We start from the raw sequence: 25100 nt of genomic DNA, 5'->3' as shown, positions 1-25100 counted from the left end.
TACTGGGCATTCATCAGGGCGAAGAAAAACGAGGTTCGGTATGTCAGGCGACGAGTTGCAGGGCCGTATCGAGTGCTCGCTGTTTGAGCACTGCGCCTTGGCCAAACCATGCTGAGTCAATGCGATATTCCGTGCTGCGAGCACGGCGTTCGTGATCCACGTATTCCGTCACGGCGTTGAGCAACCCCCAGGCAGTTCCCTTGGCGGCATCGAGCTCAGCACCTCGACCTTGGCCGTCGTACAGGCTTTGTACTTTCTTCAACGCACGTTCATTGGCCAAACCAGCCGACTCGACATTGCCAGGCTGGACATCGCAGAGCACTCGGAGGAAGTAGTTCATGGCTTCATGCGACTTCACCTTGCGTTCGGCCAAGGTGCGCATGCGGTACATAAATCCATCAAACTGCGCGACAGCAATTCCGAGTTGCTGCTTGACTGCCTGCTGATCGAAACGGGTGGAGTGCGGAACCTTGATTGCTTGCGTGGCGCCATTCACGGCGATGGTCAGGGTGTTATTACACACGACACGGATCGTGGTCGGTGTGGCTGTCGTCGCCAAAGTACCGTCACAGGAAGTGGCGAGCAGCAGATAGCCGTTCACCTGATCGTTACCCTTGAGCGTGGTGGATTGTCCGGTCTTGGCCAAGGCCCAGAACTTCTTGCCACCTTTCAGGACGCCAGCCGTTTCCAGATCGTAACCCGACATCTCGGTCAGGTCACGGTAGAACTCCAGGACTTCACGCGGTTGCACGACTTGATAGCGCTGGGACACAACCGACAAGGCTTCCTTGCTGTCGGAGCGATACAGAACCTTCTGATCGGGAAAGGAGTGGATGGTGCCGAGTGTGCCGATGGTGTCGGCCATGAAACGAACCGGGGTTTCTTGAATCGTCCAGTCCATGCCCGCTTCTTTTTGCCAGACTTCGAGTGGTTGTTTTGCGGGGAGATGATTGCCGAGACCGTGCCAAGGTTCGGCGCCGACATAGGCCATTTGTTGAACGAGGTGTGCCATGGGAATTCCTTTCAATAATTTACGGGCGTGACAAATCTGCTGAGGACAAACAGCGAAAGTCAGCACGAGGGGATGAGGAGAGACTGCGAGAAGTGGAGAATCAGGTCTGCACAGGACGAGACAGACGTTTGCGGATCAGGCGAGAATGGCCTGCTTGCCGTATTGCGTGTTACTCAAATTGAGCTTCAACAGGCTGGCTGCTGCTGAAGGTAAAGCGGCAGGCAAGGCAGAGATAGTTGTCGAGAATCCGTTGATCGACGACTTCTCCTAGCTGGGCGCCAGCCAAGCCACCAGTGGCACCACCGAACATTGCGCCGATGAGGGCACCAAGAAAGCTACCGACGACCATGCCTGGCGGGCCAGCAACCAGGCCGACTGTCATGCCAATTTCGCAACCGGAAATGGCACCGGCGGCGCCGCTCACTGCGCCACCGACGGTGCCAATGAGACCACCGGTCTTTTTGGCGCGATTACGGGTTGTGATACGTGCAGAGTGACAGTTTGGACATCGAATGTTCATTGTCTGACTCCTGAGGATGGAAAGGACGAACGAAATCAGCGAACACCATTGCTGGCATTCGCTGATTTGAACGTGATTGGGAGCGAGGTGTTACACGGCCAATGATTTTATCTGGCCGATCTGCCACGTTTGGAGGCAGTCGATCACCTTCTCATGGAGGTGATATGTGACTGAAAGATTCTGGAATCACGTCAGCAGAGCCATTATTTGGCCCGACAAACCTTAGCGTGCTCCAAAATATTTGTTATCGAACGCCTGTGCAAATTCGGGCACGGTGCCAGATAGTGGTTAAAGCTAAAACTGGCCGGTGCGGTGATTGGCCGCTAAGGGATTCGACGGCGAATTCACACTCCCGACCAGGAGCCTTCGCCCAAGAAATCGCTTCAAAGCAGACACAGGCGCCGTCCGTATGATTTCTGATTGAAAAGGAGATCCGAACGGGATAATCTCCATGTCATTCAAAATCCTCTTGGCGATTCTATAGTGTCCGCATTTTTAGCAACAGCCTGGACGTTTCAGCGACTGAATAACTGCTGGACGCCAGAATGACTGGCTTCGTTTGTGCCACTTGCGGGCAACATCACGATGAATTGCCAATGTGCTTTGGGGCGGCCGCTCCCGAGCTTTGGCTTACGCTGCCCGAGGAAGAGCGCAACACTCGCGCGGAACTGACATCCGATCAGTGTGTGCTGGATGGCAAGCACTTCTTTGTTCTCGGACGAATTCTTCTGCCCGTGATCGACGGGCCGGGACCGTTCATTTGGCTGGCCTGGGTATCGCTGGGCGAGAAGAACTTCCTTCGTGCCTGCGAACGCTGGCATAGCCAAGGGCGCGAAACTGAACCTCCCTATTTCGGCTGGTTGCAGAGTGCACTTCCGTATGAGCCAACCACGCTGAGCCTCAAGACCACTTTGCAAGCCATGCCCGTTGGAGAGCGGCCCACCATTACCCTGGAACCCACTGATCATCCGCTGTCACTTGAGCAGCAGCACGGCATCACAATGGCTCGTGTTCAGAAAATCGCCGAGGCTGCTTTGCATGGCTAGCCTGACGCTCAATCGGACCACCGAGAAGCCAGACTTCTCAGTTTTCTTCGTGCTCCACGCTCCAGCAGCCGGATACCTTGCACGTTAGTGCGCCCCATATTTCTTGCCATGGAACAGCGAAACGAAACCTTCCCCAATGCGTTCGAAGCGACCTTTCTGGTCGTTGGACTGTTCCTCGTCGAGTTCTTGATCGGTGCGGCGCTGCATGACGTGAAATCGATTTCTGGTATCGATCCCCGAGATGTCTTGGGTGTCATCGCCGTGCTAGGTAACGGGGTCTTGTTCAGTGCGCTGCTTCACCACAAACGAATGAGCTATGCAGCGCTGTTTCACTCGTCCAAAACTTCCATAGTGGCGACGGTGGGCATCCTTGCTATCCCAATTCTTTGCATCGTCCCGGGGATAGGGCTCGCCGTATGGACACTTCAAAGCGTGCTTGAGCAACTGTTCCCGCTGGCACGCTGGCAACAAGCGATGTTCGACCAAATGATGTCGAACGGCCTAGCATCGGTTGTAACCGTATGCCTAGTCGCCCCGGTGCTTGAAGAAATGCTATTTCGCGGCATCATCCTCCGTAGTTTTCTCCACCAGTACCCGCGTAGGAATGCAATCCTGGCTTCCGCATTCCTGTTTGGATTGGCACATCTCAATATTTATCAGTTTGCCGTCGGTGTTGCTCTTGGCTGTTTCTTAGGCTGGCTGTACGAACGAACGCGTTCGCTGTGGCCGTGCATACTTCTTCATGCGTCATACAACTCTCTCGTTACCGCCATCTACTTTGCTTTCCTGAGTCAGGAGTCGGGAGCGGTGTGGCAGCCTTCGCCTGCCTTCTGGGCCATTGCATTCACCTTTGCTTTTCTCGGGACACTTCTACTTCAGCGGCTTCTTGTCCCTAGGCGGGCTGCATCATGAACGATACCAAAATCCGACAATGCACCAGACCTGCGCGAGAACGGGAAGGCGACCAGTGGCGGGCTGGCGACAAAATGCCAATGGTACAATCGTTATATCCAAAATGACTTAACAGGGAGAGGCAAGATGTCTGAAGCCACGCTGGCAGCTAGCGCGCATACATTGTCGATGAACGACCTCGTTTATCCGAAGGAAAAAACACTGGGGATGATCACGCTGGTGCTGGGGCTACTGGCCTGGGCCGGGTTGATTGTCGGGACAGTCGGTGTTGCGCTCATCGGCCTGGCCGTGGGCTTTGTTCTTTACCTGTTTCTCCAATCTACGCTGATCGCCTACATCAAAGGCAATGGCGTCGAGCTGACCCATGAGCAATACCCAGACCTCTACGAGCAGTTCGCATTCTGTTGCGACCGCCTTGAAATTCAGGATCGCCCACAGGCCTACATGCTGAACGGCAATGGCGGACTGAACGCCTTTGCAACCAAGTTTCTCGGTACCCAATATGTGGTTTTACTGTCGGATGTGGTCGATGCCATGGCCGACCACCCGGACGGCGTGCGTTTCTACTTGGGTCACGAACTTGGCCACCTGCGGCGCAAGCATCTGACCGGCCATCTTTTCCGCTGGCCCATTCTCTGGCTGCCGCTGCTTGGTGCTGCCTATTCCCGTTCTCGGGAAAGTACTTGTGACCGCCATGGCCTTGCCTGCTGCTCGACCCCGGAACATGCCGCTCGTTCACTGTCTGCACTCTCCGCTGGTGCCCTCCGCTGGCAGGATCTGGATATGAAGGCCTACCTGAAGCAAATGCACCATACGACCGGATTCTGGATGTCCTTCCACGAATTGACGGCGGGTTACCCCTGGCTGACCAAGCGCGCTGCACGGGTGATCGACCATAACGCCGAACTCCCTTCACGCAACGGTTTCGCCTATTTGCTGGCGGCGTTTATTCCTTATGCCGGCCGCCTGGGCGGCGGGTTTGGTCTGTTGATGCTGATATACGTGGTCGGTCTGTTGGCAGCGATTGCGATCCCTGCTTACCAGGACTACACGGTCAAGGCAAAGCTCACCGCGACTGTCCAGCAATCAGAGGTTGTACGGGATGCGCTCGGGAAGTACTACCTGAGCCAACAGAAGATTCCCGCAAGCCTTGCATCTGTAGGGGTGGCCGACGAACTTCCGAATGGCACTGTCGTGCACATGGATAGCAATACCATGGTGCTGACCCTGACAACCGCTCATGGCGACCTGATTTACGCGCCTTCGCGTGGCGCCAATGGAGAAATTATCTGGAATTGCACGAACGGCAAAGGGTTGAAGGCCACTCAACTGCCGCCGGTGTGTCAGGCAAGCCCGAATCGCTGACACGCCCATCAAAAGGTAAAAGTCGAGAGCTAGGGGTTCAGGAGCGGCATTGCGCCGCTCGGTTAGACGTTTACAATCGTGCGGTATTCAACGCTCTCGCTCAGGCATTCTTTTAGTGACCCTTGCCTGTCTTCTGTGCAACACCAACGGCGCCCTTGCAGGCAGTTGTTACTACGCTGTAATACACCAACTTATCCACAGGATTACCCACGGATTCTGTGGATAACTACGTTGTTGAATAACGCAGTTCTGACGCTAGACAACGGCAAAGGAAAGGTAGAACATCACCCGCTCTGGGGCTATCAAGCATATAGCCTCTCAGGTACAGAGCCTTCTTTACCAGCGAGAATCAGCCAATGGAAACCGTTCGCCCGCTTCCGGAATACGTCGATAAAGCCAAAGCCTTACCTGCCGAGGTCAGAGACAGGCTGTTAGCAAAAAGCCAGTCGAGATTTTCGAAGACAGGCGGGTATTTCATGCTCCAGCCGGTTGAAAAAGTGGCGTTGCAGCTTCACTTCGAAGAACACGCCCTGATAGAGTGGCAAGACAGGGTGTTGGCGATGAGAAGCGCTTCCGTCAACTAGTACCCGAAATCGTAGCTTTGGGTCGGTCTGTTGAAACGACCGGTTGCTGCTCAGATTGAAACCAGATTTCGATTCTTGGTATTTGGCCAAGTACCGCCACTGCGGCCTCTCGTACATTCCCATTTTCAAAGCGGAACCAGGAATCGGTACCGCTACCCGAAAGCGGCTGAATGCGATGCCTCCAACTTGACGGCAAATCCCAGGTAGTGACCTTGTTTGAGGGAATCGTCTTTCCCCAAGTGGTCGTGAACCCCTCTTGGGAACAACGTGCCACCTCGATCACGAAGCCGCCACCATGCCGATCGAACTGAAATGTCAGTACGTCAAGGCCGTCTGAGGCCAGGCGGCGAAAGTGCGGCAGCGAGCCCTTGAAGCCGAGGGCATGCAGTTGGGGAAGAACCAGTTTCCTCAGCGCCTCATCCATTGCTTTTCGTTCGTCGTTCATAAGACTTATGAAATAAGGGAACCGCGACCGGAGCTCAAAGGGTACGCCTTCGGCGTTGATCAAGCGTTGGCTTTGGCCGCCGACGGCCTAGATTTTCTGGCGACTGGCGTTGGTTTTTCGCTCAAGGACTGGAGCAATTTTGCGTACGCTTCCGGATTTTTCTGCTGAAGTGCGGCAAGATCACCACAGATTTTCGCAGTAAGCGGATTGGCCATGAGCTCCTTAATTTTATTCACGTCGAGATATAGCTTTTTGAGCTCTTCTAGCGCATCTATGTCTTCCGTCTTGGCGGGATTGTTCCCCACCGTTATCAGTACATTGAGTGCATCAATTACCTTGCCAAGTTGTTTCCCGTAGCTGACTTGCGATTGAATTGCCCCTTCGGTTTCCGGGGATGATGAGTTCTGCGAGTTGACGGTGACATTTTGCGCAAAGATCCAACCGGGCAGGATGGATTGCCACAAACGGTGTGGTGCCAGCGCGATTGCTGGGTGGCTCAATAGATGTTCAGCCGAATCCAACCAAAACAACCAAGGCGAGACAAATTGCTGAGAGAGCTTGCTGGACATTGGACTTAACCTCCAGTTCAGTATCTTGATGGGCTGGCCCAATCCCGCAGGAAAGCATCTTGCGACATCGAGCATCTGGTAAGCATACGTTTACAGTTGTTATACTGTGATGATGGCATAAATTAAATCGGATTATTCTGCAGCTGAAAATTTGGCTAGTGGTGCTTGAATCATCATGCGCATCCGCCATTGCCAGACGAGCGACTGGCCGAGATGTACATCGACCGTTATGCGTCAGTTCCAGCCATCACTTGACGTTGTGCGCATGGAGGACACAGAAGGTAGAGATCATTTCGGCATCCATCTTGAACGAGTCATGGACATTCTGCACATCGAGAGTTCTGACGGATTGTTGGGTTTTTATTTGTGAGTGTGTTGCCGCACAACAAGGCGTGCCAGCCGAACGGCCAAAGGCAGCTCTTTTGTCGCCTATGACGTTAGAAATTGATCCGCGATGACACGATCCGCCGCAATTACCTATGATGGACTACATGCCAGAACCAAGTCCTTGCCCGTAATGCCTGGAACAGGCAAGTCATTCTCAGCGGTGACTAGATAGCTCGTTGGGTTTTGAATGGTGCTCATATTCAAGCAAAAATTTTGACAGCTTCTTGTATCCAGCGCTCCTGAACCACACCTGCTGCGCATTTCGAGATCAGTTTCCACACTGGATGACATGGATGCTCGCTGCCAAGACTATCGAGAGTCTGGCTGTATATCGTGTACTGATCTAGGAATAGGTCTTTCCTGGCTGTCTGCGGGTTGCGTAGCTGCTCTTCGAGAACATCTGGCTGCGGCAGTACCATACCAACGAGGTTGGGGAGCAGGGAGGCGATGGCAACGCCCGCCGGGTCAGCATCCATGAAGGCTAGCACCGGCAATTCAGCCTGCGCCAAGAATCTTAGAACGTGATCAAAACGGCTTTCATGGGGGTCGCCACGATACACGATCAAGGGCGAACGGTATTCCACAGGCAGTTTGAAAGTCGTTTCGTGAATCCGGTTGAAGTTTTCGTAGTTCTCTACCAGCAGGATGCAGCGATGCCCAAGGGCGTCTGCAATCTTCTTCCAATCGGCATCCAGATGGGTTTCAGCAGGCAGGTTGATCGCTTCGCCGCCAATGACCAGTGATTGGCCAGCCAACGCTTTGATTGATACACGATTGCGCTTTACAGTCTCACCACCGGCCTTCTCGTTCGGAGACAGGGCAAGGCATTCGCTTCGTGTCATGCCCGATAAATTGACTTGCTCAACTGCAAAACCTTTGGCCTGCAACCAAGAACGAATTTCTTCCTTGTCCTTGGCAGTGAAGTAAGCAGATCCGCCTCTCTTCGTGCCGATACCAGTTTCGATAAGAGCCTCAAGTGTCTTGGTCAGCTTGAAGCGTTCTTCGTCCTTGGACAGAATGCGCTGCATGGCTTCAGCGAGTTTTTGATCGAGCATTACGCCGCTCTCTTCAACACAGTTACGTCGTTGATCAGAATGTTCCCGTCGAACACTGGGTCTGGCCGACTGATCAAGCGAATTGCCCAGCCGCTATCCTTGCCCTTGTTGTCATGTTCGGCCAGGACGCGGAGAAGCCAAATTTCTTCGTTGATGTTGCCCATGATTGAAGGATTGGCAGCCCACCATTTCCTTGCCGAAATACCTTCATTCGACATCATCGCTTTTCGGAAGAAGATTCGAACTGCTTTCCGAATGGGAGACTCAGGCGGTTTGATCTCCTCGTTGCCGGAGTCCTCTTCAATGCGTCCAGCAGGCCTTGTCGTTCTAGTCTTACTGGCATCGTACGCCGGAATAGTGCGAGCGATCTCAGCCAGGAGTTCTTCGCCTTCCGGTGCATCAACGTCCGGGTAGCAACGAAGTTCCAAAGGCGTCGCACAACTTAACCAGTCTTGCGGAACGGCAACCTCATCCCAATCCTTTGGCTCCCAATCGAGATTTCGATTGAGATGCAGGGCAAAGGCACGAACACGCTTTGCACGTTCTTCAATTTTCCGGAACTCAAAGAGGTATTGCTTCAATATTTCAAGAATCGACCAAAGGGATTCTCGGAAAGCAGGAATGCGATCAAGCAAAAGCGACTTGAATGACAGTGATAGTTCTTCATGACAGCTAAGCTGAGAGTCGATATCGGAAAAATGGAAGCTCTCCAGCAAATCCACCAATTGCTGCGTTCGCCGCTGGTAGTGAATGTTTTGCTTCTTCTTCTCGGCAATGGTCGAGACAGTCGCAAACTTTGTGGCGACATGGGATTGGAGTACCGTCAGTTCGTCGTCAATGGCATCCGCGATGTCACTGATTGCCTCACGGGTTTCCACCTCGTAGCGTTCGCAATCTGCATCTCTGCCTTCGTTGAAGGCCACGAAGTATCCATCAACCAGCTTTGCAAACCGCTCAAAGCGTTCTCCAACGTTGGCACCAATCGAGAATAGGCGCTCGGTGTTGAGTGCCGCATTCAGGAACTGGCGGAAGCTGGCGCGAAGCTGATATTCCTCGCGAATGTAGGGCGACAGAAGACGATTTTGCAACAGCTTGGCGATGTCTCTGGCGTTTTCATCAGTCTTCTGGATACTGCCATTATGGTACGTAGCAGCAATCGTGGCACTGGAGCCATGGAGCTTTTCAAGAAGAAGGATGACTGGATCGATGGCGCTCAAACCAATTTCCTTTGCTCAGGATCATCATCTTCTTCGGCTGATTGGTCAGAAATCCCTTCGTTTTCCATCAAGAAATCGATGACCTGATAGTAGTAGTCGAGCTTGCCTGTGAATCGATACAACATCTGTTCGCGGCTGATCAGAATCAGGTAGCCCCAGCCCTCCATCTGTTTGATTACTTTGTCGAGCATCGCTTTGGGGCCGGAGTCAGAGACGATGAAATCCTTAGACCTGGAACCAAATTCACGAAGCATTGCCTGGATGTGCTGATTGGTTGTTACAGCACTCAGCATCATCGCGTACTCAATCCGATCTCCTGAAACCGGGCTGCTATCCTTCTTTTCAATCTCCATGCACAAAGTCAAAAATTGAATCAAAGGCCAGATGGTCTGCTTGATGCTGGAGAACACCTTTTTTACCTCGGCACGTTCAGGCGGGCCAACGCGCTTCCACGTCACGTAGTAAGCCTGCGCATTCGGCGTCTTGGTCAGACGTCTGCCAATTCGATCAAGAAATGCTGAGACATCCTGCTGTGCCTGTTCCGTATCCAACCAGCGAAAAGCTTCAGGAACCGTCGTTGCACAGACGAAGTTTCCTTCAAGAAGCCGGGTCGTGACTTGTTCAAACATGTGCTACCTCGTCCTCTTCATCCTGATCTGTTTCTCGGTCGAGACTGATTGTTGCGATCTTGCGGTCAGATTGAATCTTGTAGTTTTTGTCGAACAACTCTGCCAAATCGAGATCAACGTCCGGGAAGGCCGAGATCATGGTGATGTTGTTCCGTGTCATCAGGTTGAGCAGTGTCTTGGCGTTCGGGAAGCTCAAGTCCTTGAGTTCGTCGACCACGAATGGCACCACCACGGGTTCAGTTCCTCGAATACGATTCACGAAGCCAATCAACACCACACAGAGGATGATGTAGGAGAGGCCGTTACTACTCATGTTGGCTAGTTCATGTTCGTTGTTGGCCGTCTTTGTGCCTTGGTTATTAACATTCGCGCTGATCTTCAAACTGATCAGATCAACGGGGTCGGCCACCAAACCGCTTTCCTCATTGATCACCTTGGCGAGATCGCGGGCTGCGGCCACAAAACTAGCTGGCGGCAGCGATTGAGAACCCTGAGAGTGCCAGGCGTCGTATTCCTTATGAAGGTTACCAACAGCTTCCCAATAGTCCTGCGTATCAACGTGCGCCCTGATATCGGTGCTCACGTCAGCAATGCTATCGAATACGGTGCCTTGCTCAAGGTTAGCGCGAAGCTGTGTCGCAAAGTTGCCAACGTTTTTCTTGAAGTCGTTGAGGCTGTTCCAGAAGGCTGAAATCTTCAGCGCCATTGTCTTACCTTGCTGCAAAAGAGATGTCCGATTGCTGGCGTGCTCATCATTGAACCAGCTTCGGAATACTTCCAGCCATTCATATTCCCTACCTGGTCTTGGAAAACCGATCCGGGTCAGTGCGGTTCCATAGAATTTTTCCGGCCCTGTGGCGACAACTGACGACATCTGGCGACGAATCTCATCAACACCGCGACGGATAATTTCCAGATGCTCTTTCTGCGAATCCTGAAGGCGTTTCCGTTCGCCGATCAGTTGGTCGATATCCACATCTGGAGTGTCGCCAAGCCCGGCTTCCAGTGTCTCAGGGTCTTGCGGCCAGATGGACAAATCCTGCGTCTGGTTACGTGCCTTGATCTGCAACGCGTAGTCAGTATCGATCTTCTTGCTTATGGCTTCGATAGCGGCGTTCTTTTGCTTGAGAACTTCAGCACGTTCTTCGATTAACACAGCAGCTTCACGCTTGTATCGCTTGTCTTCGGCATCAGCGGATTGCCACTCCTGCTCTTTCCCATCCTTCTGAGACCATGAATTGTCACGCCATTCGCGATACTGGCTGACCTCAGCGCGCAAACCTCTCGCCTCGGCAATCCGAACATTCAAAGCAGTAATGCGACCCCGAATGCCGTCGAGAACATCGGTGGAAACGCCCTTGTTTTTCAGGCTCTCGTTCCTGTCCTTGGTGATCTGAGCAATTTTGCGCTGCAACTCAGTATCAATCGACGTTTTCTTGGTTTCAATTTGGAGGAGGTTCGCTGTCTCATCGGCTTTTGCCTGCGACAGCGCTTCTGAATATAGCCTCTCAGCTTGCGCAAGTTCCTTTCGTTGCTCTTCCTTTGTTGCAGAGACAGCGGCAATAGCTTTTGACAGGCTGGTTTGGCAAACGGCCAGCTTTTCCTGCGCTTTAACTGCTGCCATTTGTTTGCTCTGGGCAACCTTGCGCTCAGCAGAGAGAACCTTGTCATCAGAAGTCTTCTTCGTGCTCTTGGCAACGAGAAGGTCAGCTTCATGCTTTTGCTGAGCCGCCTTCGATTTATCGAGGGCAACCCTTTTCTTGGCGAGTTCTTTCCGGTCTTCAGTAACCTCGCCAGTTCGCTTTTCCAAGCGATGCCGAACCAACTTGATTTCCTGCTGAATAGCTTCTTCGGAAGAGAAACGGCCGGCTTTCAGTTTTTCTAGATCAATCGCCACGCCGTACAAATCATTGCCATGACCAACCATGGGTGAAAGGTCCGTTCGCAACAGCGTTTCGGGATCAATCAATTTCCCGATACTGGCAGCCCAGTCAGGCTTGTTGCGGCGCAAGAAGCCGATTAGGGAGTCTTCGCTGGCATTATCGGCCTTCAATAGTTGATCAAGTTCCTCTTGGGCAATCTCAATCGCCGTGTCGCCAGCGTTGATTTGGGCCTCAAGATCTTCAAAATCACGTACGATAATTTGGTGCGATTTTCGTAGCGGCTCGGCACTTTCACGCAAGCGTTCCAATGCTTCATTGGCCTCCGTTTGCTTTTGACGCTCGATATCCAAAGCTTCCTGAACGACCGGATCAGCCTGTGCGTTACGAACCTCAACGTTCAGCCCGGCCTTTTCGCCTTGCAGTTCAGTAACGCGTGTAGAGACAACATCCAGCTCAGTTTCGTGTCTCTGACGAATCGTGCTGGTGTTCTGCTGGTGGGCCGCAGCCAGTTCATCTTTTTGATTCGATGACGCCTCAAAGACATTGCTGCGAGCTTGTGTCAATTCAGATTTCTGGTCTCTGGCGAGATCCTTGGCTTGAGTTTCCATCTCATCGAAAACCTGAGTAATCGATTTAACTTCGCTCTCAAGGTCGTCAAGTTGCTTGGCCAGCGGCTCCAGTTCAACCATCAGTGAATCCAGCGAATCAACCTTGGCTATCTTTTCAGCGATGGAGGATTCGTCGTACTCACGCTTCCGTTGATTTAGCCGATCAAGGAACTGCCTTGCTGTCTTGGCACGTGATTCTGCTTCAATCCTCTTGTCCGAAATAGCCTGGAGGCGATCTTTGTAGCTGGCCTCAGTGTTCGCCAATTCTTGCTTGGCGGCCTTATCCAGCGCTTCGCCGTCAATGACTTGTTGTTGAAAATGGTCATATAAAAGCTTGAAACGGGCATGCAGCTTGGCGAATCCTGCCTCCGCCATACGCCGATTGTGATCAGATTGCTCAAGATCAGTCATCAACGGCGCTTTGGCCATCAGGGCGAAATGGGCCTCGTATTCATTGACCCAGTTGATCAAATCGCGTTTCCCGGTACGCAGGGCGAAGCTTTCCTCGTTGCTAAGCACTGAAGAAACGATCATCTTCTTCAGGTCAAGAAATGTGGTCGCCCGTTGCAGGATGCCAGTGACCACGCGTTCCAGATGAGTCAGCCTGCCGGTGCCACCAACAAAGGAGAATCGCGCAGCCAGGTTGCGCAGATCGCGCCCGGCTGTATTCTGGATGATCTGCTGGTAGTTATAGAGCGTCAGCGGCTTGGAGACATAGATGCCTTGCTTGTCGATATGCCGGTAGATATCCTTCGTCTGGACAACTTGACCGTTCTCCTTGAACAGTTCGGGCTTGTATTCGCTGTCGATGAACCGATAATCGACGCCATCGCCGCTCTGGCCGTTTGCATGAATGACGGCAAGTGCCTTCTGATCACGGCGCTGGTATTCGAAAACCACATATGAGGCAGTGCTCGGGAAGTAGTAGCGGCCAAAGCGCTCGGTCACAGCATCGCCACGAATGATTCGAGAGGGCCGCTCACCGAAGAACATCGGTAGCAATCGAAGCAAGGTCGTCTTGCCCGCCCCATTTTCGCCATTGATAGTGATGTGATTGCTGATATCCAGTTCGGCAATTCGGCTGGAGCAGTAAGCGTCAATGAGGATGATGCGGAGTAGTCGAAAGTCCAATGTCTCGCCTCTTTGGTGGTACGATGTTATCGTTAATGATGTGTTATCATATTCGATAAATGCCAAACGCACAACGGATTAAGTATGTCAAACAAACCGTCACTTAGGGACCACCGCCTCAGAATTCTGGAAGGCGTTCTCGCTTGGGAAGGTGAAATTGGAAACGCACGAGTGCGTAGGCTTTTCGATATCCAACCGGTGCAGGCCAGTCGCCTGCTGGCTGAGTTTCGATCACTCATGGATGGACGGATCGTTGAGGATGGTCGAGCTAAGGTATTACGACCGGCTTCGCCAGAAGGTATCGAGACCGAGATCTCACTGAATGAATATGCCCGGCAAACACTGGCAGCTGAAGACGAAGCTTCCTGCATCATTGACGCTAGAGTTGATCTGACCGAGGTAAAGCCAGTTGTATTTGCCCTGCTTCGTAAAGCCTCGCTGGGCAGAACCGGAGTAGTCATCAGCTATGCGTCGATGACGAATCCGATATTCGAGGAACGGACGATATTCCCGCACTCAATCGTTCAAGTTGGCCGTCGCTGGCATGTTCGTGGCTGGTGTGCCAAGCGTCAGGATTTTCGTGATTTCACGTTGGGACGGATCAAGTCCGTCTCGCCGGTTTCCGATCACGCCCCACAAACGATTGATCACGATCGGGCTTGGCATGAAGTGGTGATGATCGAGCTAACAGCCCACAGTAAGCTCTCCATCCAGCAGAGAGAGGTCGTTCGGGGTGAGAATTTCGGATGTCTCGAAAAACGCTGCTTGCCCGTTCGAGCTTGTCTTGCACAGTACGTCATTCAGGATTTACGAGCGGCAATTGATCCTGAAAAGGAAGTGCCTCCTGAGTTTCAGATCGAAGTCACCAATGCAGCACAACTTGAAAAGATTTTGTTTGCTCGCTGAGGCCTTGCGCCAGAACGAGGAGAAATACGATGACCTACTTGGTCGGAGAAGAGATATTCCCCACTAAAGAAGCACTCAAACAACGTTGTCGCGCAATTCTAGAAGCCACCGTCGACGGCGACTCGGTTATTGACGAATCCCAACTATTTTTGATGGCGCTCTTTCAGAATCACGATGAGTGGTCCCAAAAGGCAAAAGGTGGCGTGAGGGATATAACTACTCAGCGGACCAGCCAAGGCACGCGGTGCTTTGTACTTCGAAAGCATGATCGGTCCGAAATTGACATCTCATTTCCGCATGCGATTCGGCTGATGCCAAGCACTCGCTCAGCGAATCTCATGCCGCAAGCCCTCCGCGATTTCAGAAATGCTGCCCGCAATGCGATCCAAGGTCAGATTTTCACATTTCGGGATCAAAATTTGCCGAGTTGCCCAAGCTGCCCACTCACGGGAGAGCCGCTTTCTCGATTGAACGTTGCAGTTGATCACATTCCTCCGGCTACATTCGATCAACTGCTATTCGACTTCTGTGTTCAGCATGCTCTGAATCCGCTGATCATCATTGTTGGCTCCGAGAGTGGAACAGTTGCCATCCTTGAAGACCAGAATCTACTTTTCGCCTGGCAGGACTATCACGCAGACAATGCCAAGCTTCGTCTGCTCTCTAAGCTAGGTAACCTTCAATTGCCAAAGGCAATGGTTTCCTGGGATCGCTTGTTTTGGTAGTCCTAGAACCCAATCTATGACGAGTCTGCGAGTCGTCAATGCCACATAAAGACGGCTACTGATTCAGGTTTTCTCCTCTTCATCGCGTGGCCTTCCAGCATTAGATTTCTCAGGTACTTTGCCCATGCCATAGCATCTATCCTTTCCCAACTTTTTCAAATGCAAGCACTGATCGGTCTTGGTCAGATAACCAACGACATCTTCAACTAGGATCTTTCGCTTCGCATCGTTCTTACGGGTGATGGTTCCTATTCCCCGTCGAATGTATCGATCCTTATCCCGATTGCAATCGTGTGATTGGCCGATTCCTTTGGTTATTTCTTCCCAGTACTTGCAGAGTTGATTTGACCAGTAGGAATCATTGCAGACATACCTGCCGTTGTAAAAGAAAATAAGGTGGAAGTGATATCCCTTATCTGGCCCCCATTCCAGTTTCCAAATGTATGTTATAAAGTATTTAAATAGCGCTTTGTTATGCCTGCGATTGTTTAGGAATCGCTTAAAACATGCTCTGGCTTGTTCTGCTGTTATATGTTCAGCTTCTGGGTATTTGAAAGCGAAATCAATTCGCAATGCTTCAACGCTTGCGTAGTTCTCAAAAACTTCGTTAATAAGATCTTTGCTACTTTCAAGTCTGTGAGCTGATTTGTATCGTTGAGATGAAACTCTGGATCGAAACTTCTGAGTTCTCGACTCAGTTCGTATGAGCTCAATCAATTCATTGTAAATTTCAAACTGCCTAATCGGTCTGGCTCCATAGGCAAGAGGACTTCGCAGATATTCTTTGCCAAGCTCCAACTTAAAGCAGCTTTTAAAGAATAGCTCTACGTTCGGACTGTATTCGTACTCTGATGAAACAAGTTCGAATAACTCAGTAATTGAGCCAAAGTATTTGGCTAACGGATGTCGTATCAGGATTGGTTTTCCGTTTCTGATATCCTTTATAGAAAATCCGAGAAGATTGCTTGAGGTGATGAGATTGACTAAGTCTTCAATCTTTAATAGTTCAAAAATATAATCTCGGTGTGAGTATCCGCCTGGCGATTCACTATGCACATCGATCGTGCAGTCAGTATTGATTCCGGCTTCGTATGCCATCCTGCGATACAGTTCTTGAACTCTTGAGTGTTCATGGTTTTCTGATTTAGTCATCTTGATATTCCATGATTGATGTTGTTTGATATAAATATATATTTAATTATATTTAAATCGCCAATTATTCATATTCTGAATGTCGTGCGTTTTGAATGTGTTTTGGTGTACAAATTGATTGTTTTGGATTGTTTTTGTCTTGTTTGATTTGGTTGCAGTGGATGTACAAAGTTATCAATATCTATTGATGTGTTAAGTAATATTTGTTTTGTGTTTTTCTAAGGTATTTTAGTGATGTGGTTTGTACAAGTTACTCATATTATGTGTGAGTATTGCGATGGCCAGTGTTTAGTGTTCTAGGGTCAGTCTAGTTGGCCGTGGCTACAAATAAATGGTGGCTATTCCGGCTATCGTAGCCATAGTAGCCAGCGTTGTTTTTGCTTGTGCTTATATCCGCATGCTTTTGATTGACAAACTTGTCGTTTAAGATCAATAGGTTGTCGATTGTTTTTGGCTGTTTGTTTGTGTTTTCGGTTTTGCAATCAATTTTGGTGAATTTATGGTGGCTCCTCTTTGTTTATTTTTGAGGAGGTGATCCAAATGGACGATTATTTGGTTTGCAACGATGAAGTTGTAAAAATCGGAAAATTTAGCAAGGCATATTGGTTTGATGTTCAAAACCCACGTAGCCCGAGATTTGATCCAAGCGTGCCCGATAGGATTTACATTTCACAGCGAGTTGTACGCTATTGGCATCGCGAAATTGTTTTGTGGATAGAGTCGAAACGCAAGGTTAAAGCCAATGAACGCTAATCCCTTGCTGTGCCCAATATATTCAGTTCCATCCCTGTTTTATCAAGCAGGGTGCAACGTGGGGACAAGATTGAAATGCGCTGATGAGATTACTGTGCAATGCATGCAAGCAGTGGTCTCGGCAGCTGTGCAGTCCAGTATTGAAGTCGATGTGCCTGTGTTTGGTGTATCAACGACGAATTTGTGGATGCTTACGGTGGCTGGCAGCGTCGAAGGAAAGGATATGGTGAGCAAACTACTCGGGAGTGGGTTTGATCGCTTTGCCATTGAAATAACGGCCCGCGATGAAGATCATTGCAAACGCTATGCAGCAAAACTAGATACGTGGCGTGCCGAACGTGACGGTCTGAGAAATCGCTTAAGTCGTTTGGCTAGTCAAGATGAGGATATTGAAGATATTAATGAACTGCTAATTGATCACCACTTAAATAAACCGATTCCGCCGATTTCACACTGCCTAAGTCTTGATAGTTTCGATGCAAAGGCGCTTATTAGCAGTTTGGCATTGAAAAGTAAGTTTGTATTTGTCAATTCACCCGAAGGGGGTTCCGTATTAAATAGTAAGGCCGGACCAAATATTCCGTGGCTTTTAAAAAGCTTTTCTGGCGAACGAATAGTATTTGGGTACGGCTCACCAAATCTGAAGAGCTATTCGGTACAAGGTGCATTGACGACGATGAACGTCATGATACAGCCGAAGCCTTTTAGTGATCTGCTCGAGGATAAGCACCACCAATTAATTGGAAATGGCTTTCTTCCTCGGTTTTTACCTGCTTATCCGTTGCCGCAGCGTGGTCGTAGATTCATTTATGATGAGGCGATAAACTCGGATGGGTTGGATGCATTCAATCAGCGCGTCTACGATGTGTTGAGCGAATCTGCCTATTTTAAGAATCTGAACAAGAAGAAAATAACGATGTCGTTTTCTCCTCAAGCACGCTCGCTTTGGATTGATGTAAGAAACTCCATTGAGGCAGCGATGGCACCAGGGGGTGGATTATTTTCTGTGCCGGAATTTGCTGGTCGGGTAGCGAACAATGCAGCACGAATGGCTGCGAATTGGCAATATTTCCAGCATGGCAATTCAGAAATAAGTGCTGAGACGTTGTCGGCTGCTTTTGAGATTTGTAAATGGCACGCTAGCGAATTCGTGCGAATGTTTTCTGAGGATGCTCAGATGCTGGAACCGGAGCGTGATGCGATTCGCTTGGAAGGCCATTTGCGGCGTTGGTACCTTAAGTGTAATTGCTGGCATTGGGAGTTTCCAGTGTTGCAGCGACTTTCACCAAGACCGATCCGGGGCAATAAATTCAAACTCATTGGTGCCTTGAATATTTTGGAAAATCAGGGAAAGATCATAAGAATAAATCACGGTTCCGGTGAAATAATTCAATTAACGGCTTTATTTATTAACTCCCCAATATTTAATAGCCAACAGCAACTACTTCCGCCTATCTAACAGATTACAACTTGCTTTTTCTGCCGCGAGTAATGTTATCTGGCTGAATTATACGCGTGGCCTTTTCTGCAGCGGTTACGTTTAGGTTATGTTCCCTAATTAGGAATTCTATAATATCACTCCGCTCGAAATTTTCGCCATATTGCTTAATGTCGAGATTGGCCCAAAAGTAATCGCTAGCCTCGATCATGGCAATAATTCCTCTGCTAATCGGAGAGACAAACCATTGCGTGGATTGACCTGTTGTGAACTCAGGGCGAATTATTTCTGATATGGCGATATCTAGGTTCTTTAGTTTTTCACCAGTATAATATTCAGATCGGTAGATTTTTTCGAGCTCATTTTTTGCGGCAATACATGATTTTATTTTTAATTTGTCGAGCATTTTTCTTTCGGTTAGTGCTTTATCATTTGTTTTTTCATAATTATTTTTCCAGATGTCGCTCCAGACCTGTAAGGCTATTTCAAGCTTTTTAGATGCGTATCGATATACTGGGAGCACTAGATTAGACGCAATGCTAGTTGGTGAGTTTAGCGTTTCAGATTGAATGTAGACTTCGTCTAGCGGGATAAATTGTGCTGCTGGCGGCAAGTTTAATTTGTCGGTCAAGCAATAAATCGCATCGAATGCAAATGGCTCAATACCAGAAGCGGGTTGTTTTCCGAACTGAGGTTTGACTAGTTTTAAGCCGTCTTTTGATGGTTGAAGACCTTCGGAGAAGTAATGAAGAAGGCAATGGTTGCTTGCAAATAGTGTCTCGTACTGGCTCGCGGGGATTCTCAGCCAAACAATTCCTTGGGCGGCTTCGGCTTGTTCTATTCCGCCGCTTAGGTTGTGAAGTCGGAGTTCGGCTGTTGTTGCACCGCGGATAAGTAAATTCAAGAATCTTCTAGAAGCGATGAAAGTATCTTTGCCATCGGGAACTTTGAAATACAGGGGGATTTTCTCCCGGTTAATCCAGCGATGGAGGCTATTTTTATCCATCTTGGATCTGCTTTGAGCCTCTTTCAGGCTGATAATTGAATTCATTTTTATTTAAACTTTGTTTTAGTCTTTGATCCGATTATCGACTTGTCCCTTTGGTGCGCAATGATCAGTCCATGCTTGCATCATCGGACGGCGTTGTTCAAGTAGGTCTGTTCGGTGATAGGCCGCTTCTACTTTATTAGCCACCGTGTGAGCTAAAGCTCGTTCTGCAAGATCGCGTGCGTACCCTTGTTCGCTACACCAATCACGGAAAGAACTTCGGAAGCCATGGGCGGTAGCAACACGGCCTGCTGTGTCGCTGAGGGCTTTTTCTCTGCGCAGAAACGATGTAAGGATCATATCGGATAACTCGACTTGATCGCGAGGGGATGGGAAAACGAGTTCCTTATGTAAACCTTTTTGAGCTTTTAAGATATCTACTGCTCGATTTGAAAGTGGAATTCGATGCGCTTGTTTTGCCTTCATTCGTTCTGCAGGAATAGTCCAAATCCCCTCGTCAAGATTTACCTCAGACCAGCGGATGCCTCGTATTTCACCCGAGCGTACTGCAGTAAGAATCAGCAATTCCAACATGGGCCGTGTCTGGTCGTGGCTACCAGTTACCCTTAGTTTTTCGGAAATGAATTTGGGTATTTCCCGCCATGGCATTGCGGGTTGATGTTTTGTTCGAGCAGCTTTACCCAGGCGTTGTGGCAATAAGTGATGTACTACATCAACAGGATTGGCGGAGCAGTGTCTGTGCGCCCATCCCCACGACATAACGGCATGAATTCGCTGTTTTACACGTCCAGCTGTTTCAGCTTTACTTAACCAGATTGGTCGAAGCACATCCGCAATGTGTCGTGGTTGAATTTCATTTAGTGGTAGCGCCCCGATTTCTGGAAAGACAAATTTTGTTAGCGTGTTGATCCATTGCTGTCCATGCTTCTCGTTTTTCCAGCCAGGTAGTAATTCGGTATGTAGAGTTTTTGCTGCATCTTGAAAAGTGGGCGTGATTGGCTTGCTGCTTTCGTTCCTTTTTGCTTCGAGAGGATCTGTGCCAGCAGCAATTTTCTCGCGCATACCCATTGCGAGCTTGCCTGCTTCCGCTATTCCTGTTTCGGGGTAGCTTCCCAGGCCCGCGTTGCGACGTTTCCCTGTTACGGGGCTCACAAAGCGCAATACCCATTTCCCATGTCCTTTTGTCTTTGCTGGAATGAGGATAAGGCCAGTTACGCCGCCATGTGCAATTTGTCCGTCATCGGGCTTGATGTTGCGGGCTTTTGTGTCGCTTAGGATTGCCATGGCACACTCCGTACAGTATGCCGATCAGTATGCCATAATGTGTCGGATTGGGTTGGAGTCTAATGGGCTTTCGGGTACTTAAATACAATAAAATCAATTTGATAGAGCGTTGTTTTGAACTGTGGTGGATTTCTATGGATCATAAATTGGCGGTCACCGGACCCGCCAAAATCCCTTATTCTGCGAGGGATTTCGGGTGGATAGAATATTCCACCCATCACCTCCCCCATCGTTTGCGATGACATGTAGTGAGATGGTCTGATCGGACCTTCAACAGGTCATTTACTCTGAATTCGGAGTTGCCGGCTTGCCGCCCTGATCGGCAACGCCTTGTTCAATCGTCATCTTCGTATCCGTGTTCAGATTCAAGTTCCTGGGTGAAGCGAGCGGTCAGGTCGGTTCTGCCCTCTTTTGTCTTGATCTGCTGCAGCAATCGTTCGAAGACTTCATCGTCGATTGCGCCTGAGGCTCGATTGACGGATAGGAAATGGATCAGAAATTCGATATTTTCCAGATCTTCGTCACTGCCTGCCGTGTTACCCAAGGCCATGGTGAGCGCATTTGCCAAAGAGTTCGATTGCTTCGTTGTCGCTTGCGGCCTGATATCGTGATGTGCGGCTTGGACGATTCGGATCATGTCGGGGTGGTCTTCCGGGAGGCACTGTTCCATGGAGCGGTCTTTTTTGAGGTGGATGGGCGGATAGTTTCAATCTGATGAGTCAACGCGGCAAGCAGGCGAGTTTCGGTCAGCTCGCTGTTCTTCGCTTCTAGAGATCCAGGAAGTCACCGACCTCCTGTGAGCGGGCCATTGTGTCGGCATAGCCCAGATCGATCAGAGCTCGCGTATAGGGCTTCTCAAACAAGAGGTAGCTGGTCAGCGTGCCGTTGCGGCGGTTCATGCCGCCTATTCCACCAAGCATCATCTTCATCGCCCAAGGCAGGGCATTGGTGTGTTCGGTGGCGATCCGCTCCAGTCGCTCGGATGGGGAAATGATCAGGGTGCGGATCGGGCGCAGGGGGATGTCGCTGACTTTTCTGGTTTCGGGTGGAATGGCAGATAGGGTGCGGTTTATCCGCTGCATCCGTTCAATGTCGACGGCCAGACTATCTAGAAAAATGCTGGAAAGTGCGTGGCCGGCGATTTGAGCCAGCGAGGGGTGGCCATCGACGCGCCGCCTTTCTTGATGTTCATTCTTGCGGCCGGCGCCGACGATCAGGACGCGTTCGGCGCCAAGATGGATGGCCGGTGAGATTGGCGCCAATTGGCGCATCGATCCGTCGCCAAAGTACTCGCGATGAATTTTGGTGGCAGGAAAAATGAACGGGATAGCGCTTGAGGCAAGCAGATGGTCGACCCCGATCTCGGCGCGGATGCCAATGCGCTGGACACGGCGCCATGGTTGGGCCTCAGGATTGCCCTGAAAGAAATTGATGTTGTCGCCCGATTCATAACCCGAGGCCGAGATGCTTAGAGCGTGCAGGGCGCCATTGGCAATGGAGCGTTCGATGCCGCGGAAGTCGAGGTGTCGACTCAAAAGTTCGCGAAGCGGGGCATTGTCGAGCAGGGAGCGTGGCGGGTTGCGGAGCAGCCAGCCCATGGTCAGCGTGGATAGCCAGCGCGCGCCCGAAAGGCCTATACCCAGAGGGTCGGCGCGGTAAATGTCACCCGCATGCATGTTGCGCCAGAAGGAGGCGAGAACCGAGACGGCCTTGCCGAAGTTGTCAGCCAGGCAGGCGATGCTGGCAGCGTTGATGGCCCCGGCCGAGGTGCCGCAGAGAATGGGGAAGGGGTTTTGTCGTCGGTTGTTGGAGAGCTTGGCAACGGCCAGTAAAACGCCTACTTGATAGGCCGCTCGCGCTCCGCCGCCGGTTAGCACCAGCGCTGTGTTGGGGGTGTTGCCGGGGGGCTGGGTCATGGCGATCCGGTGCCCCGTTTGGGTGAGGCTGTCCCGCGTTTATCGGCGGTCTTCTTCTGCATCTCACGCTCCCCGGCATCCGGTGATGCCTTTGCTCTATTTCAGCAGTATAAGGGGAGATGTTTTTCGGCTCAATCCAGCTTGGTGCGTAAAGCGTCGGCCCAGCAGTTGGGCGTTTCGTAGAGTCTGACCTGCTCAAGTTGAAGGTGATTGCCGTAGGTGTCCCGGTAAACCGTATCAAGTCGCTCGAAGGCAATTCGGGCCAGATTTTCAGCGGTCGGCACGCGATCGAGGATGATCGTCTTGTGGCCGGGGAGCGACGACAGGAAGTCAACAATAGCCTTGTCGCCAGCGTAGGCGAGGAAGGCGTGGTCCCATTCGTTGACTAGGTGGGTGTTGGCCAGATCCTTGACCTGCGAGAAATCCATCACCATGCCATTTGCCGCATCGCCGGCTTTGTCGATGACGCTACCTGATAGCGTGATTTCGATGGCGTAACGATGCCCGTGCAAATGGCGGCACTGACTTTTGTGGTCGGGGATGCGGTGCCCGGCATCGAATTCGAGACGGCGGGTAATCAACATGGGCGTATTGCTCGACAAGGCGGTCGCAGATTATACAATGCGCCATGCTCTCCATCGATGATCACCGCCGGGATAGTGCCGGTTTGCTCTACGTCTACCCCGTTATGTCGCGTCGCGCCGGCGGGGTGTCGATCGGCATCAATCTCAATCCCAACAATGCGTGCAACTGGGCCTGTCTGTATTGCCAGGTCGAGAACCTGACCCGCGGTGGGCCACCACCGATCGATCTGAATCGTCTGGAAGTCGAGTTGGCTACTTTTCTCGACGATGCCTTGCATGGCGACTTCATGCAGCGGCAGGTTCCGCCAGAAGCGCGTCGACTGATGGACGTGGCTTTTTCCGGCAACGGTGAGCCGACCAGTGCCGCTGAGTTTCCGGAAGCGGTTGCCCGGGTTGGTGAAGTGCTGAACAGGTTCGGTCAGGTCGGCAAACTGGTAGTGCGTTTGATTACCAACGGCAGTCTGATGCATCGCGCCGAGGTTCAATCGGGTATCCAGCGTCTGGCGGAACTCGGGGGTGAGGTCTGGTTCAAGCTTGACCGTGCCAGCGCGAGCGAGATCGCTGAAATCAACGGTGTGCCCGGGCTTCCGGAAAAAGTGGCGAAAAACCTGGAGATTTGTGCTGGTCTGGCCCCCTCTTGGGTTCAAACCTGCTGGTTTGCGCTGGATGGCATTGCGCCTTCGGCTGAGTCACGAATGGCTTATTGTGATTTCCTGCGTCCATTGGCCAGAAAGTTGGCTGGAGTGCACCTCTATGGCCTGGCCAGGCCTTCCTTGCAGCCAGCTGCGCCGCGTCTGAGCGCCTTGCCAGTCGCCGACTTGGCGGCTTTTGGCGAGCAGATAGAAAAAGAAACGGGCATCCGGGTCAATGTCTCCCCGTGATGCCCGCCATTGCGCTTGACGCCCACGTTCGGGCGCTAATCAAGCGGCTTTTTTTGCGTGGCTGCGAGCCGATTTCTTCAGGGACTTGAACAGCTCGGGTTCCTGCGACTTGAGATACTCGATCACTTCCCAGTCGTCACGCTTGATGTTCTTGATGTCGACCTGCTCGACGTGAACCAGGCGCAGCAGTTCGCGCACCGGCTTCGGCATGCTGCGACCGCTTTCATAGCGTGAGCCACCGCTCTGCGTAACGCCCAGGGTGGACCAGAATTGCTGTTGGTTGAGGCCGAGCTTGCGGCGGATTTCGCGGGCGTCGATCTTCTCGATGGTTTTTACAGTGCTCATCATCCATTCTCCATACGCTAGTGTATTAGGGTTACCCAAGCATCCTAGCGGCGTATGACTTAGGTAATACGACAAAGTATATATATGCCTATGACGTTGTGCAAGTGCCAATTTCATTAAAATCGGTAAATGCGGTGATGATTTTTTATGCGATTGATAGTCTTGCATTTACGTTTGACTGCCTCTTCCCGGTGGGGTGCCATTGTTCTTCCCGAATTTCGGCGGATGCTCTAAGATCAATCCGGTCAATCAAACATTAGTCGGGAGAAGGCGATGCAGGTTCGGGAAATCCTTCGCGTCAAGGGCGGCACGCTTTTTACGGTGACGCCACAGCAGTCGTTGGCTGTCGCCATTGACTCCATGGCAGATCTTGATGTCGGGTCACTGGTGGTGATGGAAGCCGGAAAGATGGTCGGGATGCTGACCTTCCGCGAGGTCCTGTTGGCCCTCAAGCAGCATGCTTCGAGTCCGGAGGGCATCACGGTCGGTGATGTCATGGTGGCTAATCCGGTGACGGCCTTTCCCGACATGGAGGCCAATGACCTGCGCCGCCTGATGATCGAAAAGCGCTCGCGTTATCTGCCGGTGGTGGATGGTGAGACGCTGATGGGCGTGATTTCCTTTCTCGATGTCGCCAAGGCGGTGCTTGAAGAGCAGAGTTTCGAGAACAAGATGCTGAAAAGCTATATCAAGAATTGGCCGGGCGAAACGCCTGCCGCCTGATGCGGCGATAGTTCGAACTGG

General features: G+C 51.1%; 25 protein-coding genes. 10 read left to right on the top strand and 15 right to left on the bottom strand.

Features of this window, described 5'->3' with window-relative positions:
• Positions 1-43: 43 nt before the first annotated feature.
• Positions 44-1012 carry a DUF932 domain-containing protein gene (locus KI617_RS15000; RefSeq protein ID WP_226447595.1) on the bottom strand — a complete coding sequence of 323 codons (969 nt, stop codon included), beginning with the start codon at positions 1010-1012 and terminating at the stop codon, positions 44-46.
• A gap of 169 nt (positions 1013-1181) precedes the next feature.
• Positions 1182-1532, bottom strand: coding sequence for a hypothetical protein (locus KI617_RS14995; protein ID WP_226447593.1), 351 nt, complete (start codon positions 1530-1532; stop codon positions 1182-1184).
• A gap of 545 nt (positions 1533-2077) precedes the next feature.
• Between KI617_RS14995 and KI617_RS14990 the strand changes: the two genes are divergently transcribed.
• From KI617_RS14990 to KI617_RS14975, 4 genes are all read left to right on the top strand, one after another.
• Complete coding sequence (locus KI617_RS14990; protein WP_226447591.1) at positions 2078-2578, top strand: DUF2199 domain-containing protein; 501 nt, start codon at positions 2078-2080, stop codon at positions 2576-2578.
• 108 nt (positions 2579-2686) lie between these two features.
• Complete coding sequence (locus KI617_RS14985) at positions 2687-3490, top strand: CPBP family intramembrane glutamic endopeptidase (RefSeq protein WP_226447590.1); 804 nt, start codon at positions 2687-2689, stop codon at positions 3488-3490.
• 126 nt (positions 3491-3616) lie between these two features.
• The gene (locus KI617_RS14980; RefSeq protein ID WP_226447588.1) at positions 3617-4855 is read left to right on the top strand and encodes a M48 family metalloprotease; all 1239 of its coding nucleotides are present in this window, start codon (positions 3617-3619) and stop codon (positions 4853-4855) included.
• A gap of 356 nt (positions 4856-5211) precedes the next feature.
• The gene (locus KI617_RS14975; RefSeq protein ID WP_226447586.1) at positions 5212-5439 is read left to right on the top strand and encodes a hypothetical protein; all 228 of its coding nucleotides are present in this window, start codon (positions 5212-5214) and stop codon (positions 5437-5439) included.
• Here KI617_RS14975 and KI617_RS14970 read toward each other — a convergent pair.
• The 6 genes from KI617_RS14970 to KI617_RS14945 all read right to left on the bottom strand — a co-directional run bounded on the left by KI617_RS14970 (position 5432) and on the right by KI617_RS14945 (position 13363).
• Entirely contained in the window at positions 5432-5947 is a 516-nt protein-coding gene (locus tag KI617_RS14970) for a DUF4304 domain-containing protein (RefSeq protein ID WP_226447584.1), read from the bottom strand. The two genes, KI617_RS14975 and KI617_RS14970, sit on opposite strands and share 8 nt — an antisense overlap.
• Complete coding sequence (locus KI617_RS14965; protein WP_226447582.1) at positions 5944-6453, bottom strand: hypothetical protein; 510 nt, start codon at positions 6451-6453, stop codon at positions 5944-5946. Before KI617_RS14965 ends, KI617_RS14970 begins: the two co-directional genes overlap by 4 nt.
• 587 nt (positions 6454-7040) lie before the next feature.
• On the bottom strand, positions 7041-7895 hold the full coding sequence (locus KI617_RS14960; RefSeq protein WP_226447580.1) for a DUF7281 domain-containing protein: 855 nt from the start codon (positions 7893-7895) through the stop codon (positions 7041-7043).
• The gene (locus KI617_RS14955) at positions 7895-9112 is read right to left on the bottom strand and encodes a hypothetical protein (RefSeq protein ID WP_226447578.1); all 1218 of its coding nucleotides are present in this window, start codon (positions 9110-9112) and stop codon (positions 7895-7897) included. The genes KI617_RS14960 and KI617_RS14955 overlap by 1 nt, the downstream gene beginning before the upstream one ends.
• On the bottom strand, positions 9109-9741 hold the full coding sequence (locus KI617_RS14950) for a condensin complex protein MksE (RefSeq protein WP_226447576.1): 633 nt from the start codon (positions 9739-9741) through the stop codon (positions 9109-9111). Before KI617_RS14950 ends, KI617_RS14955 begins: the two co-directional genes overlap by 4 nt.
• Complete coding sequence (locus KI617_RS14945) at positions 9734-13363, bottom strand: ATP-binding protein (RefSeq protein ID WP_226447574.1); 3630 nt, start codon at positions 13361-13363, stop codon at positions 9734-9736. Before KI617_RS14945 ends, KI617_RS14950 begins: the two co-directional genes overlap by 8 nt.
• An 84-nt stretch (positions 13364-13447) precedes the next feature.
• Between KI617_RS14945 and KI617_RS14940 the strand changes: the two genes are divergently transcribed.
• Positions 13448-14269: a WYL domain-containing protein gene (locus KI617_RS14940; RefSeq protein ID WP_226447573.1), complete on the top strand. Its 822-nt coding sequence runs from the start codon at positions 13448-13450 to the stop codon at positions 14267-14269.
• Positions 14270-14298: 29 nt separating this feature from the next.
• The gene (locus KI617_RS14935) at positions 14299-14994 is read left to right on the top strand and encodes a DUF3223 domain-containing protein (RefSeq protein ID WP_226447572.1); all 696 of its coding nucleotides are present in this window, start codon (positions 14299-14301) and stop codon (positions 14992-14994) included.
• Between the two features lie 63 nt (positions 14995-15057).
• Here KI617_RS14935 and KI617_RS14930 read toward each other — a convergent pair whose 3' ends face one another.
• Positions 15058-16146 (bottom strand): YagK/YfjJ domain-containing protein, encoded by a 1089-nt coding sequence (locus tag KI617_RS14930; protein ID WP_226447571.1) that lies wholly within the window; start codon positions 16144-16146, stop codon positions 15058-15060.
• 540 nt (positions 16147-16686) lie between these two features.
• Here KI617_RS14930 and KI617_RS14925 point away from each other — a divergent pair.
• Together KI617_RS14925 and KI617_RS14920 are read left to right on the top strand one after the other, a co-directional pair.
• Positions 16687-16899 carry a hypothetical protein gene (locus KI617_RS14925; protein WP_226447570.1) on the top strand — a complete coding sequence of 71 codons (213 nt, stop codon included), beginning with the start codon at positions 16687-16689 and terminating at the stop codon, positions 16897-16899.
• A 103-nt stretch (positions 16900-17002) separates the two neighbouring features.
• Entirely contained in the window at positions 17003-18358 is a 1356-nt protein-coding gene (locus KI617_RS14920; protein ID WP_404826725.1) for a DUF3987 domain-containing protein, read from the top strand.
• Between the two features lie 4 nt (positions 18359-18362).
• Here the strand turns inward: KI617_RS14920 and KI617_RS14915 are convergent, their stop codons facing one another.
• The 5 genes from KI617_RS14915 to queD form a co-directional block, all read right to left on the bottom strand.
• Positions 18363-19343: a hypothetical protein gene (locus tag KI617_RS14915; RefSeq protein ID WP_226447568.1), complete on the bottom strand. Its 981-nt coding sequence runs from the start codon at positions 19341-19343 to the stop codon at positions 18363-18365.
• A 63-nt stretch (positions 19344-19406) separates the two neighbouring features.
• The gene (locus tag KI617_RS14910; RefSeq protein ID WP_226447567.1) at positions 19407-20630 is read right to left on the bottom strand and encodes a tyrosine-type recombinase/integrase; all 1224 of its coding nucleotides are present in this window, start codon (positions 20628-20630) and stop codon (positions 19407-19409) included.
• Between the two features lie 334 nt (positions 20631-20964).
• Positions 20965-21300 carry a hypothetical protein gene (locus KI617_RS14905; RefSeq protein ID WP_226447566.1) on the bottom strand — a complete coding sequence of 112 codons (336 nt, stop codon included), beginning with the start codon at positions 21298-21300 and terminating at the stop codon, positions 20965-20967.
• A gap of 97 nt (positions 21301-21397) precedes the next feature.
• Positions 21398-22546, bottom strand: coding sequence for a patatin-like phospholipase family protein (locus KI617_RS14900; protein ID WP_226447565.1), 1149 nt, complete (start codon positions 22544-22546; stop codon positions 21398-21400).
• Positions 22547-22677: 131 nt separating this feature from the next.
• A complete protein-coding gene (queD, locus tag KI617_RS14895; protein ID WP_226447564.1) occupies positions 22678-23130 on the bottom strand; it encodes a 6-carboxytetrahydropterin synthase QueD in 453 nt (150 codons plus the stop codon).
• Between the two features lie 44 nt (positions 23131-23174).
• Between queD and KI617_RS14890 the strand changes: the two genes are divergently transcribed.
• Entirely contained in the window at positions 23175-24011 is an 837-nt protein-coding gene (locus KI617_RS14890) for a radical SAM protein (RefSeq protein WP_226447563.1), read from the top strand.
• Positions 24012-24050: 39 nt separating this feature from the next.
• Here the strand turns inward: KI617_RS14890 and KI617_RS14885 are convergent, their stop codons facing one another.
• A complete protein-coding gene (locus KI617_RS14885; protein ID WP_226451891.1) occupies positions 24051-24356 on the bottom strand; it encodes a helix-turn-helix domain-containing protein in 306 nt (101 codons plus the stop codon).
• 273 nt (positions 24357-24629) lie between these two features.
• On the opposite strand from KI617_RS14885, the gene KI617_RS14880 reads away from it, so the two are divergent.
• Entirely contained in the window at positions 24630-25079 is a 450-nt protein-coding gene (locus KI617_RS14880; RefSeq protein WP_226447561.1) for a CBS domain-containing protein, read from the top strand.
• The last annotated feature ends 21 nt before the right edge of the window (positions 25080-25100 follow it).

It is taken from the genome of Ferribacterium limneticum, assembly GCF_020510625.1.
Lineage (GTDB): Bacteria > Pseudomonadota > Gammaproteobacteria > Burkholderiales > Rhodocyclaceae > Azonexus > Azonexus limneticus_A.
The sequence above is the reverse complement of the archived record's forward strand: the minus strand, read 5'-3'. Positions and strand labels throughout refer to the sequence as shown.